Raw genomic sequence first — 18,018 nt, forward strand, 5'->3', positions numbered from 1 at the left:
GAAAGACGACAACGCCACTAATCTGTATCCTTGCAGAAAATGCAGCCGCATGAGGCATCCGACAGCGGCCATATTCCCTTGGACTCAGATAAGTACGTATGCCACGGTCGTCCCCTTTCTTTCGCAATTCGATTTTGGCGACCCTTCATCGCGCTTTAGAATCGGCGCTGCGCGCAATCTCGTTTTATGCCGTTCCGGCAGGTATTGCCTTTATTTCCCTATTGGCGCTTGTCACCTGGAGCAATCCCTATGCGACAAGCGGCAGCAGGCCGCTCGATCTGAAGGTCCTGACAGAGACCGACGGCACCTTGCTGCCCCAGGATGTTTTGCCACAATTGGAGCGCAAGGGTCCAACCCGTCACTACGATACGAATTTATCGGAAGCGCCAGTCTGGTTTGCCTTTAGCGCGAATGACGCGCCAAGGGGGGCGGAAACAATCGAACTTCCCTCTCGTCATGCAACCGGCATCGCTTGCTGGGATGCTGCGTCCTTGCAATTGCTTGGCAAATCCTCGCGTTCCGGATCCGAGGGTGCCCTCACGCCCGCCCGGGCGGGCTTTGCGCTTCAACTGGAGCGCACGCCGGCGCAAGTCGTTTGCCGTGCCACCTTCGTGGGTCCGGCGCATTTGACAGCGACACAATGGCCTACCAAACAATTCAATCTATCCGTTCAGCAATATCACCGTAAGTCCGGCTTGCTGGATGGCGGCATGATCATGCTCGCCTTGTTCGTTTTTACGATGGCGCTAGTCAATCGCCAAGGGCTATACGTACTCTTCGCCGCATGGCTATTCCTCAACCTGCGGGTTGGCGCGATATCTGCCGGATGGGACATCCAATGGCTGGGGCAAAACATTCCCGAACGCTGGTTATTGCTAAGCCGCTCCGGCACCATCGCACTCTATGCCGTCTCGACGCTTACTCTTTACCAGACCTTGTTTCGCGAACAACTCGAAAAGACTCGGTATGTGATCCCGCTCAGATTCGCTCAATGGCTATGCCTGCCACTCATGGTTGGCGCAATCGTTTTGCCGTTCGGCCTGTTTTTGCCCGTCATGTGGCTGTTCACTGGTTACGGCTTGTTTCTAATGACGCTCAGCCTCGGCAGCATCATATTCCGGTCCCATACCCGAGTCGCCTTTTGGTATGCCGCGTCGTTCGGTGTCACATTTCTGTCCAGCCTGTCTGAAGTTTTGGCTGCGGCGCTCGGAATGCGAGAACCCATCGGCATGATCAACAGCGTGACGGCTGCGCTCGCCTCAAGCCTGTTGGCGGCACTGGCAATCGCCGAACAAATGCGTCTGGAACACCTGCAGCGAATCGAAGCTCAAGAACAATTCAAATATGCGTACGAAGCCATGCCGGTTGGCCTGTTTACCCTCGATCTGTATGGACATTTCCTGAGCACGAATCCGGCTCTCAGGAAAATGCTTGGGGCGACCGAGATATTGGCCGGCCGCACCTGGTGGAAGCAGTACTTTACCGTCGGTGTATGGAGCCAGTTACACGAGTTGGTACATACGCATGCGGAAGTGGAAATGGAGATTCAGAATCGGGAGGGCACGAAACATTTCATTGTCAAGGCGACGTTAGCCCGTGGAAAAATCGAAGGGTCCTTGCAAGACATTACCGAAAAGGCAAAGGCGACCAAACATTTGCGCTTCATGGCCGACAACGACCCGCTTACCAAAGTCTTTAATCGCCGCGGAATAGAGAGGATATTTGAACAAGCCAGCGAGCCGTCGGCGGCCGACCTGCCATTGACGCTCGCCTACCTCGATCTGGACCGCTTCAAATTGATCAACGATCTATTCGGACATACCGCGGGGGACGAGGTCCTGCAGCAAGTGTGCGAACGTATCAAAACGGTGCTGGCTGCCGGGCACCAGATTGGCCGTATCGGCGGTGATGAGTTCATCATCGTCATGCCCAAGACCGCAATTCCGCTTGCCTCATTGATCTGCCGGGCAATCGTCGAACGCATCGGCGACACCCCCTACCAGGTGGGCGACAAGGCGTTTCATGTGCGCGGATCGATCGGGTTGATCGAAGTTAACGGCGGTATGAAAATGAAAGATGCCGTATCGGCGGCGGACCGCGCCTGTCGCGAAGCCAAGAGCGGGCCCAGTGCCAGGCTGGTCGTATATGAGAAGAATGCGGCGGCGTTCCAGGAGCGGGAGGCGGAGTTAAATCTGGTTGAACGCCTGTCGACCAGCGATCCGACCGCAGGCCTTTTTCTGGAAATGCAGCCGATCATGTCGCTCAAGTCACCGCATGATTCCCTGAATTTTGAAGTCCTGTTAAGAATGCGTGATCGCGATGGGAGCGTTCTCAGCGCCGGCAGCATTATCCCCATTGCGGAAAAAAACGGATATGCAGGGGTGATTGACCGCTGGGTACTGGCAACAACGCTCGCCTGGCTTGATACTCACGCAGCACGCCTGCCGAATACCCAGTTCGTTTGCATGAACCTGAGTGGCGCCTCGCTTAACGACGAGCAGTTCGTGAAGGACGGGATCGAAATGTTGGCCGCCCATGCCGATGCCGCGAGTCGATTATGCATTGAAATAACGGAAAGCGTGGCGCTCCATGATCTGGACAATACGCTGCGCTTCATTGATCAAGTCCGGCGCCACGGCGCAAAAATAGCCCTGGACGATTTTGGCGCCGGCTATACGTCGTTTTCCTATCTCAAAAAATTGCCTGCCGATGTACTTAAGATCGACGGAAGCTTCGTGGTAAATATCAACGCTCATCCTGCCAATGTGGCTATCGTGGAGGCGATCGTCAGCCTTGCGACCAATCTTGGCATGAAAACCATCGCGGAATGGGCTGAGGACACCGCCACCGTGCGCACGCTTGCAGAGATCGGCGTCGACTACGTGCAGGGATATGCGGTTGCGGCCTCGCAAGCGCCGGAGAAACTACTGGCGGCGGTTTCGTCGGCAAGTTTCATCCAGGACGAGAAATTAATTCTTCTAGCGCAGACGCTTGGGGTAGACACCCTGGAGGAAGCGAGCCTCTTCAACATGAGCAATCTACGCGGCTTGCATTAAGGCCGCTCGTGGTAGACCGAATCCGGCGCTTCCTGCTCGCGGAGCGTCCTCGTGGCGCGAAGCCAAGTATCGATCGGATTAATGGTTCGGACCAAGCTGACCTCGAATAGATCTGCCCGATCAGGCGTTGCTTTCGTCTGCTTGGTCGCGCTTTGCTCCAGTCAATGGAGTACACAACGGGGAAGAGAAAACCTAAACCACGGGCTTTTGCGCCGCCAGGCCGATCAGCGCCGCCGCTTGCTCCTGCTGCGGCTGCTCCACCAAATGAGACTGATAAACCTGCAAATCGACGATGTGCAGGTCGGCAAGCTCCGCGCGCAATTGCGCTTCGGTGTATAGGTGATCCAGCAGCTCCGGCCCCATCGCCTCGAGTTCGGCCGGCGTCGGGGCATAGCCCTGCAGGATCAGGTAGCCGCCTGGCTTCAGGCTGGCGATCAAGTTGGCGAAGAGCCGCTGGCGCTGCCGCGGTCCGAAAAACTGGATGAAGATGGCGGCCACGCAGTCGTACGCCCCTCGCTGCCACGCCCAGGCATCGGCATCGCCAACCTGGAAGTCGACCGTCACCGCCGCGCGTTGCGCCAGTTGCCTGGCCTTGTCCACCGCCACCGGCGACAGGTCGAAGGCCTCTACCTTCAGCCCCTGCTGCGCCAGCCAGACGCCGTTCCTGCCCTCGCCATCAGCCACCACCAGCGCTCGCTCGCCGCCCACTAGCAGATGTCGCTGGCTCGCCAAATAGGCGTTGGGCTCGGTGCCGTACAGGAAACCGGGCTGGCTATAGCGCTGGTCCCAGCTCGCGGCGAGCGGGACGAACGGATGATTGCTCATATGGCGGCAGGCCCGCAGCCCGCCAACCCGCTGCCGACGGAATTGCGGTCGGCGGTAAACACCTGCCGGCGGCATTGGTCGCGGCCATTCTGCTTGGCCAGATAGAGTTGCTGGTCGGCGGCCTTGACCAGCGCCGCCCAGCTTGCCGCAGCAGCCTCCTGCCGGGTCAGCACCGCCATCCCGACGCTGACCGTCAAAGGATGGATCTGCCGGTAGCGATACCCGCGCACCGCATCCAGAATCCGCTCTGCCGCGCCGATACTGGCAGCCTCGTCCATGTCGGGAAACAGGATGCAGAATTCCTCGCCGCCATAGCGGCCGACCAGATCCTGCTGGCGACAGTGCGCCCTCAGCAAACCGGCAAAATCGACCAGCACCTGGTCGCCGGCGTCATGGCCCAGGCTGTCGTTGATGCTCTTGAAAAAATCGATATCGAGGATCGCCACGGTGAGCGGCAACCGGTGTTGCAGCGCATGCGCCACGGCACGCTCGCCGGCGGCTGCGATGGCGCCCCGGTTCAGCAGCCCGGTCAGTGCGTCTTCGCTCGCCAAGCGGCGGTTTTCGGCGATGATTCGTTCGAAATACATCAGCATCAGGCCGGCACCCAGCAGCAGCAAGCCGGCCAACGGGATGAAATGCAGCAGCACAACATCAGCCACGCCGGGCATGTGCGACAGGTTTGCCCCCATGCCGAAATACAGCAATAACAGCCGTACCGAGCACATCGAGATCAACAGCAGGATCGCGAGGACGGTCAAGCGGCTGGAGAAGGTATGCCGGCCCCGATGTCCGCGTCCGACTTCGCGCAGAACCAGCGCCATGGCCACCACCACGAAACCCGATACCAACACAGCGCGTTGCGACATGCTGGCACTAGCCGCCAGCGCCACACCGAACGACAGCGCGAAGCCACCGGCCAGCGCCAAGCCGAAGCGGCTGGCCGGTTGCCGGTAAAAAAGCTGGGTACCCCACCAATTGTAAATACAGCCCAATACGATGCTGCAATTGCCGAGCACCAGCTTGGCCGCATTCGGCGCTCCGGCGTTTTCGGTGGCGATCAGCATGCCGCCGCCAATCAGCAGCATCGCCACCGCCCAGTAGCGGGTGCATTTGTCGTCCGGCGCGAAGCGATGGATGCCGACCATGACCAGCCCGAAACACAGTTCCGCGATGAAGATGGCAATTCCGGCCGGCAGGGTTTGCATAAAGAAGTTCGGCTTGGATAGATGCCCAATGGTAACTTTGTTCCCACCTGTACGCTGGCCTGTTTACGCTCCGGATACGCTCCGGACAAATTCCGCCCGGAGCCAGTGGCGACGCGCTAGGCCGCGAGCGGCGGCCGCCGTTGCCCGATCCGCGTCGCCTGTTCGAACGCATGCGCGATTTGCAGGAGCGCGAATTCGCTTTGATGACGGCCGACGATCTGCAGGCCGACCGGCAAGCCGTCGTCGGTGAAGCCGCACGGCACCGAAATCGCCGGATGGCCGGTGGCCGTGATGTCGAAGCAGGAGCGCATCCAGTCGATATAGCTGGCCATCGGCACGCCCTCGATCTCGGTCACGTATTCCTGTTCGACCGGGAACGGCACGACCTGGTTGACCGGCAGCACCAGGAATTCATATTGTTCCAGGAAACGATGCATGCGCTGGAACAATGCGGTGCGCAGCTTTTCCGTGCGCGCCAGTTGCGGCCCGGTCAGCTTGCGCCCGGCTTCGATGTTCCACACCACGGCATCCTTCAGCACGCCCGGATGGGAATCCAGCACCGCGCCCAGTTGCAGCTCGAAGAAATAGGCGCGCAGCGTCAGGAAAATTTCCTGCGCATCGCGGAAATCCGGGCAGGCCTCCTCCACCACGCAGCCGAGCGCCTCGAATACCGGCCGTTGCGCCGCCACCAGCCGCTTGACCGGCACTTCCAGCGGCAGGCCGCCCATGTCGGCGCTCAGGGCGATCCGCACGCCCTTGAAGTCGCGTCCCAGCGGCCGCGCAAAACGCGCTCCATCCTCGGCGATCGCCAGCGGGTCGCGCGCATCCGGTCCGGCCAGCACCGACAGGTACAGCGCCAGATCCTGCACGGTGCGCGCCATCGGCCCCGAGACCGAGAGCGCGTCCCAGCCGCCCAGCACCGGAAATTGCGGCACCCGGCCGACCGCCGGGCGCAGGCCGACCACATTGTTGAAGCTGGCCGGGCAGCGCAGCGAGCCGCCAGTGTCGGAACCGTCGGCCAGCGGCACCATGCCGGTCGCCAGCGCCACCGCCGCGCCGCCGGAAGAACCGCCGCAAGTCTTCGACAGGTCGTACGGATTGCGGGTGGCGCCGAACACGGCGTTGAAGGTCTGGGCGCCGGCACCGAATTCCGGCGTATTGGTCTTGCCGATCGAGATCGCGCCGGCCGCCTGCTGACGCTCGACAAGCAAGGCGCTCTTGGTCGGGATGAAATGCTCATGCACCTTGGAGCCATAGGTGGTGCGTATGCCGCGCGTGACGAACACGTCCTTGTGCGCCACCGGCAAGCCGTGCAGCGGGCCGAGCGGCGCGCCGTTTGCCTGCGCCTCGTCGGCGGCGGCAGCCGCCGCCAGCGCCTGTTCGGCGTGCAGTGTGACAATCGCGTTGACTTGCGGGTTGACGCGCTCGATCTGCGCCAGGTGCGCGGCCATCACTTCGCGCGCCGACAGGCGGCCGGCGCGGATTTCGGCCGCCAGTCCGGTGGCCGTCATGAAACAGATATCGCTACTCACGGAAACCCCCCATCATCTAATAACCCAGGGCGCGCGGCAGCCACAGCGCCAGTTGCGGAAACACCATCACCAGCGTCATCGCCGCCAGCATCGCCCCCACCATCCACAGCGCCCAGCGGATCGTAGATTCCATCGAGACGCCGGCGATGCGGGTGGTGACCATCAGGTTGACCGCCATCGGCGGCGTGAACTGGCCGATCGCCATGTTCATCGTGATGACAACCCCGAACCAGACCGGGTCCCAGCCGTAGGTCAGCATGATCGGCACCAGGATCGGCAAAAACACCAGGAAGATCGAGATCGCATCCAGCAGCATGCCGGCGATCAGCAGCATGACGGAAATCATCACCAGCATCAGCGCTTCGTTGCCGGTGAAGCCGAGCAACAGCTTGGCGAAGGCGTCGAAGGCGCCGAGCGTCGATCCGGCATGGGCGAACACGCCGGCCAGCGAGATGATGATCAGCACCACCGCCGAGATTTCCGCCGATTCGACCAGCACTGCGTAGATCTTGCGGAAATTCAGGGTGCGGTAGACGAAGACGCCGACGAACAGGCCGTAGAAGGCCGCCACCACCGCCGCCTCGGTTGGCGTAAACATGCCGGTACGCATGCCGCCCAGGATGATGATCGGCGCCAGCAAGCCCCAGATCGCTTCCTTGAAGCTGTCCCAGAAGCGCGGCGTCGGCGCATCGTCCTGGGTGCCCCAGCCGTGCTTGCGCGACAGGTAGAGGGTCGGAACCACCAGCGCCAGCCCGGCCAGGATGCCGGGCAGCATGCCGCCGGCGAACAGCGCCGGCACCGAGGCGGCTGGCACCAGCACGCTGTAGACGATCAAGGCGATCGACGGCGGAATCAGGATCGCGGTGGAACCGGCGGCAGCGATCACGGTGGCAGAAAACTCCTTCGGATAACCTTGCTTGAACATGCTCGGGATCATCACCATCGCCACCGCCGCCGCATCGGCCGGGCCGGAGCCGGAGATGCCGCCCAAGAACATGCAGACCAGGATCGCCACCACACCCTGGCCGCCGCGCCGCTTGCCGACGATGGCGGCGGCGAAGCGCACGATACGCAGGGCCACGCCGGCGCGCTCGAACATCATACCGGCCAGCACGAACACCGGCAGCGCCAGCAGCGGATACTTGGCGATGCCGTTGTAGGCATTGGTCGGCACCGACATGATGCCGAGGTTCTCGGTCAGGATCACGATGGTGCCGGTGATGCCGAGCGCGATCGCCAGCGGCGCGCCGATCGCCAACAGCAGCGCCAGGCCGAGAAACAGGATCAGGCTGCCTTCGGCGATCATGCCGCGCTCCGGGCAAAACGGACCAGGCGGCCGACGATGCGCAGGAAGATCACGGCCGACAATAACGGCAGCCAGATCGTGTAGATCCATTGCGGGATGCCGATCCCGGGCGAGGTGGTCTCGTACTGCCAGTCGTCCCAGAACAGGAAGCTGCCGTAGTACGCCATCAGCGCAAACATCAGCGCGCTCAGGACCAGCACCACGTATTCGAGCGAGCGCGCCAATTTGCGCGGCAGGCGATCGACCAGGAAGCTCATGCGGATGTGGCTGTTGCGCGCGAACGCGGCGGCAGCACCGAACAGCGTCAGCACCACCATCAGGAAGATCGAGAATTCCTCGGTGAAGGCGAACGAGACGTCGGTGAAATAGCGTACCAGCACGTTGGCGAAGGTGATGCAGCAGATCAGCGCCATCGCCAGCGCGGCGCAGAATTCCTCGATTTTCACCGGCACGCGCGGCGCCGGTTCGGCGGCAGGAGTGGAAGATTCGGGTAAATCGCTCATGACATGGTTCTTTCCGTTCGGGACTCACACAGGGTCAAACCGGCGCGGGGTTCGCGAGGTCGACAGCGGACTGTGCTGCAAGCGCTTGCACAATTTCACGGTTGACAGGAGTATATTGAAATATCAATTACAAACAGAGCGGGATGGGCTATTAGCGTATGGAGTATCTACAAAAAACCAGCCCGAGGCGAAACAAAAACGCCCCGTTGGCAACGGGGCGCTTTGCCGGCATGAACAGCGGCCAGCCCTATTTGCGCGCGGCGATCGCCGCCTCCGCTTTCTTCACCAAGCCGCTGCCGATCGTCTTCGACCACTTGTCGTAGACCGACCGGGTCGGTTGGCGGAAGGCGTCGACCTCGGCTGGCGTCAAATGCGTAACCTTGACGCCGGAAGCCTCGACTTCCTTGTAGATGCCGCTGCCGGCTTCGGTCAGGCCCTTGCGCGCCAGCGCAATCTCTTCCTGTCCGGCCTGGATCGCCGCCGCGCGCACCGCGTCCTGGTCGGCCTTGCTCCAGCTGTCCCAGACCTTGCGGTTGACGACGAAGATCAGCGGATCGGCGACGTAGCCCCAGATCGTCAGGTATTTCTGGCCAACCGCGGCGATCTTGGCGCCGGTGAATACCGAGATCGGATTTTCCTGGCCGTCGACCGCGCCCGAGGCCAGCGCCGGCTGGGCGTCGGCCCAGCTCATCTGGGTCGGGTTGGCGCCCAGCGCAGTGAAGGTGTCGTTGAACAGCGGCGAGCCGACCACGCGGAACTTCAAGCCCTTCATGTCGGCCGGCGTCTTGATCTCATGCTTGGAATTGGACAGTTCACGGAAACCGTTCTCGCCCCAGGCCAGCGGCACCACGCCATTCTTTTCGATCACCTTGAACAATTCCTTGCCGACCTCGCCCTGAGTCAGCGCATCGATCGCCCGGTAGTCGGGCATCAGGAACGGCAGCGAAAACAGGTTCAATTCCTTGACCTGCGGCGACCAGTTGATCGACGACCCGATCGCGAGATCGATCACGCCCTGGCGGATCGCGGTGAATTCGCGCGTCTGGTCGCCAGCCACCAGCGAGGTGCCGGGATACATCTTGATGTTGATCCGGCCCTGGGTTTTTTCCTTGACCAGTTCGGCCCAGCGCTCGCCGCCCTTGCCCCAGGGGAAGGCCGTGCCGAGCACGGTGGAGAGCCGGTATTCGGGCTGGTATTTTTGCTGGGCCGCAGCCGGCAGCGAGAACGCCAGCGTGGCGGCAACGGCGGCTGATGCAGCGGCCGCAAAAAGTGACTTGACCAAGAAATTTCTCCTTCGGAAGATGGAACCGCCGGAATCGGCAAAGCGGGCCGTCCGCACTGCGGACCGCGCCCGACCAACATCGCGGTGCATTCAACTTTTTACAGCAATCCTTGGTGTACGGCAACTGGCGCCGAATGGCGCGGACGGGATGGCGCGCACGCAGAAGTGCGCAATGAGGGTGGCGCCGGCCTGCCGCTTACCCACAGAAACTGTGATCAAACCTGTGGATAAGCAGCGGAAATCAAGGCCAAGTGATTGATTCGTCTAAACTTTGCGTGCATGGCACGAAAGCGGGCAAGACCGCACCCGGCGCCGCAAGGCGACCGGGGCATGCAAGCTGCCGGTTACTGCACGGACAACTGCCGGGCACCGACCGGGCCGGATTTTTTCGGCAGGTTGAGTTCCAGCACGCCGTCCTGATATTTCGCCTGCGCCTTGTCTTCATCGACTTCATGCGGCAGCGTGAAGCGACGATACTGCTTGCCGTAATAGCGCTCGCTGCGCACCACGGTCTCGCCCTTTTTCTCTTCCGTTTCCTTTTGCGTCTCGGCGCTGATTGAAATCTGATTGCCTTCGATTTCGATCTTGATGTCTTCTTTCTTGACGCCCGGAATTTCCGCCTTCACCGTATAGTCGGTGTCGGTTTCCGCCACGTCCATCTTGATGCGCGGCTCGATCTCCATTTCGCGCAGGGCCGGGCGCCAGCGAAAATCGTTGAAAAATTCTTCGATGTCGCGCATCGGTTCAAAACGCGCGAGTTCACCAAACGGATTGAAACGGGTCAGCTTGTTGCTCATCATCCACCTCTCGGTTGAAATAGAAAAACCCGGCAGGAGCGGCGCCGGGCTCGCGGACGCGACCGGAATCCAGCCTCGGCGCGCCCGTACTCTCATGGATGATATGAATTGGCCGTGCGTGCGCCTTGCGCAAGCTCAAATGCGCGTGCTTGGCGCCGACGAAACGGCGTCGATCTCAGCCGCGCAGGCCGAGGCCGGCCGCCAGCAACAGTCCGGCCCAGGCCGCTCCTACCAGTAGCAGCAAGCCGGGAATGACCTGCAGCGCGAACTGGCGGCCGCCGTTGACCCAGGCAAACACCGCCTTGCTCAGCGTGTTGGCCGATAGCGCGGCCAGCACCGGAATCACCGCCTGCGCAGCGCTGATTTTTCCGGCCGCCGCCAGCGAGGCCACCGAAGCTGCCGCCGCATGGGTATCGGCCAAGCCGCCGATCAGCGCCGCCGCCAACACCCCGCCCGCGCCGAGCCAGGCGTTCAGTGCCGCCGCCAGGACCAGGATCGCAGCCACCATCAGCGCCAGCAGCAAGGCGGTCTTGAGCTGGAACGGCGCGCCTCGCACGGTTGCCGGCAGGTCCGTGCGGCGCATGCTTTTGACCAGGAACAACGCTCCATACGCCAGCGCCGCGGCGCCGCTGCAGAACAGCGGCAGCGCCAGCGAGCGCAGCGCCTCCGGGCTGATGGCGCTCAACACCGCCGCCATCAGAATCAGCGTCGAGACCGACGACAGCACGGCGCCGGTAACCGCAGGCCCCATCAGCGCCGGTTCGCGCGCGGCGCGCTCGCCCATGGCGCCGATGGTAGCTGCGCTGGAAATGAAGCCGGATGCGAAGCCGGCCAGCGGCAGGCCGAAACGCGGGCCGATCACGCGCAGCGCGATATGGCCGGCGGCGCCGACCGCCATCACCAACAGCGCAAATTTCCAGACGGTACGCAGGTTGATCGCCTCGAACGGCCCGAGATAGGTATCCGGCAGCAAGGGCAGCACCACCAGCGCCCCGGCCGCCAGGATCAGCGCGTCGTTCAGCTCCTGCTGGCTCAATACCGTGCGCACGAAGCGATGAATGCGCACGCGCGCCGCCAGCAGGATCGCCAGCGTCACCGCCAGACCCGAGGCCAGTGCCGGATCGCGCAGGCACAGAGCGCCCAGCAACAGGGTCAGCAGCAGCGCCGCTTCGGTGGTCAGGCCGGGATCATGCTCGCGGCTGCGCTGGTAGCCGACCGCCAGCAGCACCCCCAGCGTCGCCACCAGCAGCGCCAGCAGCAAGCCGCCGCCCAGGTTCATGCCAAGCGCGCCCAGCAGCGAGACGATGGCAAAGGTGCGGATTCCGGCCGCCGCGCGCAACGGCCCCTGCCCCTTGCGCCGTTCGCGCTCGACCCCGACCAATAGACCGATCCCGAGTGCGACCGCGAACTGGAACGCCAGTTGCCCGTTCATCGGCTGCCACCTATGCCGCCGCTCTGCAATCGTGCCCGCCTCATGCCGCCTGTGGCCCGCGCACCAGCAGGATCGGCCTGGTTGAGAGGCGCAGCAAATGCTCGGCCACGCTGCCCAGCAGCAGGCGCTTGACACCGCTGCGGCCATGCGAGCCGATCACGATCAGGTCGGCCGGCCAGTTGTCCGCCTGCTGCTGGATCGCGCCCGGAATCGTGCCGCCCAGTTGCGTCAGATCCAGCAGCAGCGTCTCGATCATGACCCCCGGCTGCACCTGGCGGCGCAACTGCTCTTCCGCCGCCGCCAGGACCTGGCGCCCGCCATCCAGCATGGCGGACGCCACCATTTCCATGTTCTCGACCACGCCGTACACCGCGGGAAAAGTCAGCAGCGGATTTTCCACCACGGTCACCGCGCGCAGGGTGGCGCCGGGTGACGCCACGCGGGCCGCCTCGCGCAGCGCCAGCTCGGAACTGGCGCTGCCATCCACCGCCAGCAGGATATGTTGGTACATGTCTCGTCCTTTCAGGAAATCCGCGGTCACCGCTTCATTCGGTTCGCAGCGGCAGCGTCAGTTCGATACCGTCGGCATCGACGGCGCCCATCTCAAAACCGCACTCGTGAGCCAGGCGCAGCATGTTGGCATTGTCCGGCAAGACCTGGCCGACCAGGCGTCGGGTGCCGCGGCTGCGGCAGTAGCGGATGATCTTGTGCATCAGCAGCAAGCCCAGTCCGCGCCGCTTCAAGTCGGAACGCACGATGATCGCGAATTCGGCCGCCTCGTTGTCGGGGTCGGTAATCGCCCGCACCACGCCCAGCGTCGCTTCGCCATTCGCGCCGTCGGGCTCGACCGCGATGAACGCCATCTCGCGGTCGTAATCGATTTGCGTCATGCGCGCCAACTGGCTGTGCGCCGGCTGGCGCAGCATCGAAAAGAAGCGGAAATGCACGTCTTCGGCGGACAGCGCATCGAAGAAACGGCTGTGCTGCGGCTCGTCCTCGGGCCGGATCGGGCGCAGCAGCAGCGGCTTGCCATTCCACTCGACCGTCTCTTCCAGCTCTTGCGGATAGGGCCGGATCGCCAGCCGTTCGCTGCCCTGACCGCTGGTGGTGGCGACGCCGATGCGCGCGTCCAGCGCCAGCACGCCGTGCTCGTCGGCGAACAGTGGGTTGATGTCGAGTTCGACCACCTGCGGCAAGTCGCACAGCAATTGCGAAATGCGCACCAGCACCGCGTACAGCGCTTCGTGGTCGATCGCCGGCCGGCTGCGGTAGCCGGCCAGCAGGCGCGCGATGCGGGTGCGCGCCACCAGTTCCTGCGCCAGGTTGCGGTTCAGCGGCGGCAGCGCCAGCGCGCGGTCGGCAATCACTTCGACCGCGGTGCCGCCCTGGCCGAACAGGATCACCGGCCCGAACACCGGATCGCTGGCGGCGCCGACGATCAGCTCGAAGGCTTGCGGCCGGCGCGCCATTTGCTGCACCGAAAAGCCATCCAGGCGCGCCTGCGGCTGCGCTTGCCCCAGGCGGCGCAGCATCGCCTCAGCCGCGCTGGTCACCTGCTGCGGCGTTTCCAGGTCGAGCACGACGCCGCCCACGTCCGACTTGTGGGTGATGTCGGGCGAGAGGATTTTCAGGGCCACCGGAAAGCCGAGTTCAATCGCAATCCGTTCGGCCTCGGCCACGCTGGACGCCACCCTTGTCTGCACCACCGGGATGCCATAGGCGGCCAGCACCTGCTTGGCTTCCGGCTCGGTCAGCATGCCACGACCGGCTGTCAGCGCCTGCTGCAGCACGCGCTGCGCAGCGCCGGTATCGGGGCTGAAACCGGCGGCGATCGAAGCCGGCGTCTGCATCAGCATCTGCTGGTTGCGCCGGTAGCGCACCACCTGCGAAAACGCCCGCACCGCCTGCTCCGGCGTGCTGTAGGTCGGAATCCCGGCGGCGCGGCACAGCTCGCGCGCCGGCGCCACCGCCGCCCCACCCATCCAGCAGGTGAAGACATTGCGCCGTGAGGCGTCGATCATGGCCGTGAGCGCGTGCGCGATCTCGATGCTGGGCACGATCGCGGTCGGCGCATGGATCAGCAGCACGGCGTCGGCCTCCTTCGCGCTCAACAATATCTGCAGCGTATCGACATAGCGCTGCGCCGGGGCGTCGCCGATGATGTCGACCGGATTGGCGCGCGACCAGGTCGGCGGCAGCACCCGATCCAGTTGGGCACGGCTGGCGTCGGACAACTCGGCTAGGCGGCCGCCGCCCAGGATCAGGGCATCGGTCGCCATCACGCCGGCGCCGCCGCCATTGGTCATGATCGCCAGCCGCTCGCCGCTATCCGCCTGCGGCCGGGCGCGCGCCAGGGTTTCGACCGCGTCGAACAGATCATCGGTGGTATCGACCCGCAACATGCCGGCGCGCCGGATCGCGGCGTCATATACCTCGTCGGCGCCAGCCAGTGCGCCGGTGTGCGACGCCGCCGCCTGCGCGCCTTCCGCCACCCGCCCGGCTTTCACCACCAGCACCAGCTTGTTGCGCGCCGCCGCACGCGCGGCCGACATGAACTTGCGCGCATGGCGGATCGATTCGATGTAGAGCAGGATGGCGTCGGTGGCCGGGTCGCTGACCAGATAATCGAGGATGTCGCCGAAATCGACATCGGCGCCGTCGCCCAGCGAAATGAAATGCGAAAAGCCGATGTTGCGGCTGTTGGCCCAGTCCAGCACGGCGGTGGTCAGCGCCCCCGATTGCGAGACGAAGGCGAGCCGCCCGGGCTGCGCCGAAGACGGCGCGAAACTGGCGTTCAGGCCAATCTCCGGCACCAAGAGGCCGATGCAGTTCGGCCCCAGGATGCGCAGCAAATAGGGCCGGGCCGCATCCAGCATCGCCTGCTGCAGGCTGACGCCATGGCGGTCGCTGGCCTGCGCCATGCCGGCCGTCAGCACGATCGCGGCGCGGGTGCCGCGCGCCCCCAGTTCGGCGATCAAGTCCGGCACGGTGGCCGGCGGCGTGCAGATCACCGCCAGTTGCGGCGCCTGCGGCAGCGCCGCCACATCCCGGTAGCAGCGCAGCCCGGCCAACGCGTCGTATTTTGGATTGACCGCCCACAGCGGCCCGCCGAAGCCGCCGGCCTTGAGGTTGGCCAGCACCGTGGCGCCGACGCCGTGCGGCTTGACCGAAGCGCCGATCACGGCCACCGATTGCGGGCGGAACAGATAATCGAGGTTGCGAATGCTCATGCGGCTCCTGCCGGCGTGGAGAGGAATGGTTCAGTCGGGCAAGTGCTGGCGCAACGGGCGGCAGCCGCCTTTTTCCAGCACGAAGCTGTCGCGGTATTGCGGCACGCTGCAACTCCACTGCAAGCCGCGCTCGATCTGCAGCCGCATGGCGTCGGCCGCGTCCGGCTCGCCATGGGTGATGAAGGTCTTCTGCGGCGCGCGTTTGAACTGCCGCAGCCAGTCGAGAATTTCCCCGCCGTCGGCATGCGCCGACAGCGTGTCCAGATTGAACACCGGCGCCCGGACCGGCACGTCCTGGCCATGTATGCGCACCGTGGCGGCGCCGCCGACCAGGCTGGCGCCGCGCGTGCCGCCGGCCTGGAAGCCGCAGAACACGATGGCGTTGCGCGCGTCCGGCGCCATGTTTTTCAGATGGTGCAGCACGCGCCCGCCGGTCGCCATGCCGCTGGCAGAAATCACGATCTTCGAGCCATGCTCGGCGTTGATGCGGCGCGACTCGTCGGGCGTATCGACGAAGCGGGTCATCGCGATCATCGCTTCGCAGTCGCCGTCATCAATCTGCATTTGCGGCGCAAAGCGGCGATAGATGTTGGTGGCGCTGGTGGCCATCGGACTGTCCAGGTAGACCGGCAGGTGCGGGATTTTCCCCTGCCGCATCAATTGCCAGATCAGGTACAGCACGGTCTGAGCCCGGCCCACCGCGAACGCCGGCAGCAGGACCGAGCCGCCGCGCTGGGTAGTGGCGCTGATGATGTCCTGCAGTTGCTGCGCCGGGTCGGCCGGCGGGTGCGTGCGGTTGCCGTAGGTCGATTCGACCACCAGGTAATCGACTTCCCCGGCAATCGGTTGCGGCGCTTTCATGATGATGTCCTGCGGCCGTCCGAGGTCACCGGAAAACAGCAGCCGGATGCCATCGAGCTCGCAGGCGAGCGCGCAGGAGCCAAGGATATGGCCGTTCGGAATCCATTGCGCGCCGATGTCGGGGCCGACCTGCAGCGTGCGGTTTTCACGCACCGGGGCGAACTGCTGCAGGGCGCGCGCGACGTCGCGGCCGTCGTACAGCGGCAGCGCCGGCTGGTGCTTGCTCAGACGATGGCGGTTGGCATACTCGGCCTCCTCTTCCTGCAGGTGGGCGGAATCGGCCAGCAGCAGCTTGCACAACTCATAGGTCGCTTCGCTGCAGTGGATCTTGCCGCGAAAGCCGCGCTTGACCAGCAGCGGCAACTGGCCCGAATGATCCAGGTGCGCGTGCGTCAGCAGCACCGCATCGATCGTGCGCGGCTCGAACGGCGGCTCTTCCCAGTTGCGCAGGCGCAGGTTCTTATAACCCTGGAACAATCCGCAATCAACCAGCACGCGCTGCTTGCCGCTGTCGAGCAGATAGCGCGACCCGGTGACGGTGCCGGCCGCACCCAGAAAATGAAGCTTGACCACGGTGACTCTCCTTGTCCGCGGGCGTCAGACGCGCACTCCCGACGCCACGATTGACTTGCCGCACCCTGTGCCGCAAACGCCGGCACTCACCCACGACTCAGGCACACTTGCCATCATTGCCACAGAATACGGGAGTATGCATTCAAACAATCCATTTTTTGTACGGAAACCGGATCAACCACATGGAGTATGCGAACAAACCCCGGATTCGGAAGCAGGTCTGAGGCAGCGCTGGATAGGCGCGGCGTCAATCGCACTTGTAAACCATGTTGCCGCCCACAATTTGGTACGAAGTACTGCGCACGCCGTTTTTGCAAATCGGGCTGGCCTGGTGGCCATCCGGTATCCGGGCGTCAAACGCGGAACGTGCCGGCGGTGCGGCCGGCGCCACGCGCTCGCTGCGATCCAGCCCGTCGGCGGCCGGCAACGACAGATTCAGGCTGGCCGCCAGCGGCTGGCGGGCCGCAGCCGGCGTGCTGTCGTGGCCAGCGTTGGCGCCGTCCGTCGCCAGCGCCGCGCCGCAAACCAGTAGGCCGGCACAAGCGCCACAAATACCGAAGCTTCGACGCCAGTTCATGCTACTTTCTCCCTCACCGGACGCGATACTCATGCTCAAATTTGTGAAATATTGTCAAATTGCAATTCATTCAGTGTATCCGCCAACAATACTTGGTAGATTAGCAGAGTCAATCAACCGCTCGCTCGTTCGACGCGCACAAACACAATGAGAATTGCAGTACTTGATGATGACCGCAGCCAGACCGACCTGGTATGCCAGGTCCTCACCGCCGTGGGTCATCTTTGTTATCCTTTTCAAAGCGGAAAGGAAATGCTGAACCAGTTGCGGCGCGAAAGCTACGACATGCTGGTGATCGACTGGCAGGTGCCGGACCTGGATGGCGCCGCGGTATTACGCTGGGCGCGCGAAAAGCTCGCCCCCAATCTGCCGGTATTGTTCATGACCAGCCGTTCCGGCGAGGACGACATCGTGGCCGGCCTCGCGGCCGGCGCCGACGATTACATGATCAAGCCGATCCGGCGCGGCGAACTGGTGGCGCGGGTACAGGCGCTGTTGCGGCGCGCCTATCCAAACCAGAACGCGGTCGAACAATTGCAGTTCGGCAATTATGTGTTTGAAGTGCGCACCGCGCGCCTGACGGTAAACGGTGTCCCGGTTGAACTGACGCAAAAGGAATTCGACCTGGCGCTGCTGTTCTTCCGCAATCTGGGGCGGCCGTTGTCGCGCGCCTACATTCTGGAAGCTGTTTGGGCGCGCGACATTGAAATTCCGTCGCGCACGATGGATACCCATGTCTCGCGGGTACGGACCAAGTTACAATTGCGTCCAGACAACGGCTTTCGGCTGGCCCCGGTGTACAGTTACGGGTATCGACTGGAACAAATATCCGCGTAGGG

At 63.5% G+C, this 18,018-nt stretch carries 14 protein-coding genes; 2 read left to right on the forward strand and 12 right to left on the reverse strand.

Going from position 1 to position 18,018, the window contains the following annotated elements:
- The first annotated feature begins 134 nt into the window (after positions 1-134).
- Positions 135-3,056 (forward strand): putative bifunctional diguanylate cyclase/phosphodiesterase, encoded by a 2,922-nt coding sequence (locus tag ACK2VC_RS07105; protein ID WP_486732900.1) that lies wholly within the window; start codon positions 135-137, stop codon positions 3,054-3,056.
- 192 nt (positions 3,057-3,248) lie between these two features.
- Here the strand turns inward: ACK2VC_RS07105 and ACK2VC_RS07110 are convergent, their stop codons facing one another.
- From ACK2VC_RS07110 to ACK2VC_RS07165, 12 genes are all read right to left on the reverse strand, one after another.
- Positions 3,249-3,881 (reverse strand): SAM-dependent methyltransferase, encoded by a 633-nt coding sequence (locus ACK2VC_RS07110; protein WP_486732901.1) that lies wholly within the window; start codon positions 3,879-3,881, stop codon positions 3,249-3,251.
- Positions 3,878-5,086: a GGDEF domain-containing protein gene (locus ACK2VC_RS07115; RefSeq protein WP_486732902.1), complete on the reverse strand. Its 1,209-nt coding sequence runs from the start codon at positions 5,084-5,086 to the stop codon at positions 3,878-3,880. The genes ACK2VC_RS07110 and ACK2VC_RS07115 overlap by 4 nt, the downstream gene beginning before the upstream one ends.
- A 116-nt stretch (positions 5,087-5,202) precedes the next feature.
- Complete coding sequence (locus ACK2VC_RS07120) at positions 5,203-6,597, reverse strand: amidase (RefSeq protein WP_486732903.1); 1,395 nt, start codon at positions 6,595-6,597, stop codon at positions 5,203-5,205.
- 37 nt (positions 6,598-6,634) lie between these two features.
- A complete protein-coding gene (locus tag ACK2VC_RS07125; protein WP_486732904.1) occupies positions 6,635-7,924 on the reverse strand; it encodes a TRAP transporter large permease in 1,290 nt (429 codons plus the stop codon).
- Entirely contained in the window at positions 7,921-8,427 is a 507-nt protein-coding gene (locus ACK2VC_RS07130) for a TRAP transporter small permease (RefSeq protein WP_486732905.1), read from the reverse strand. The genes ACK2VC_RS07125 and ACK2VC_RS07130 overlap by 4 nt, the downstream gene beginning before the upstream one ends.
- 247 nt (positions 8,428-8,674) lie before the next feature.
- Entirely contained in the window at positions 8,675-9,709 is a 1,035-nt protein-coding gene (locus tag ACK2VC_RS07135) for a DctP family TRAP transporter solute-binding subunit (RefSeq protein WP_486732906.1), read from the reverse strand.
- A gap of 344 nt (positions 9,710-10,053) precedes the next feature.
- Positions 10,054-10,509, reverse strand: coding sequence for an Hsp20/alpha crystallin family protein (locus tag ACK2VC_RS07140; protein ID WP_486732907.1), 456 nt, complete (start codon positions 10,507-10,509; stop codon positions 10,054-10,056).
- 172 nt (positions 10,510-10,681) lie between these two features.
- Positions 10,682-11,938 carry an MgtC/SapB family protein gene (locus tag ACK2VC_RS07145; RefSeq protein ID WP_486732908.1) on the reverse strand — a complete coding sequence of 419 codons (1,257 nt, stop codon included), beginning with the start codon at positions 11,936-11,938 and terminating at the stop codon, positions 10,682-10,684.
- Between the two features lie 40 nt (positions 11,939-11,978).
- Positions 11,979-12,449: a universal stress protein gene (locus tag ACK2VC_RS07150; RefSeq protein ID WP_486732909.1), complete on the reverse strand. Its 471-nt coding sequence runs from the start codon at positions 12,447-12,449 to the stop codon at positions 11,979-11,981.
- A 34-nt stretch (positions 12,450-12,483) separates the two neighbouring features.
- Positions 12,484-15,168, reverse strand: a complete 2,685-nt coding sequence (locus ACK2VC_RS07155; RefSeq protein ID WP_486732910.1) for a bifunctional acetate--CoA ligase family protein/GNAT family N-acetyltransferase — start codon at positions 15,166-15,168, stop codon at positions 12,484-12,486.
- A 30-nt stretch (positions 15,169-15,198) separates the two neighbouring features.
- Positions 15,199-16,602 carry an MBL fold metallo-hydrolase gene (locus ACK2VC_RS07160; RefSeq protein WP_486732911.1) on the reverse strand — a complete coding sequence of 468 codons (1,404 nt, stop codon included), beginning with the start codon at positions 16,600-16,602 and terminating at the stop codon, positions 15,199-15,201.
- Positions 16,603-16,849: 247 nt separating this feature from the next.
- Entirely contained in the window at positions 16,850-17,179 is a 330-nt protein-coding gene (locus ACK2VC_RS07165) for a hypothetical protein (protein WP_486732912.1), read from the reverse strand.
- 147 nt (positions 17,180-17,326) lie between these two features.
- On the opposite strand from ACK2VC_RS07165, the gene ACK2VC_RS07170 reads away from it, so the two are divergent.
- Positions 17,327-18,016 (forward strand): response regulator transcription factor, encoded by a 690-nt coding sequence (locus ACK2VC_RS07170; RefSeq protein ID WP_486732913.1) that lies wholly within the window; start codon positions 17,327-17,329, stop codon positions 18,014-18,016.
- Positions 18,017-18,018: the final 2 nt, after the last annotated feature.

This window comes from Herbaspirillum sp. WTB6 (genome assembly GCF_057457785.1).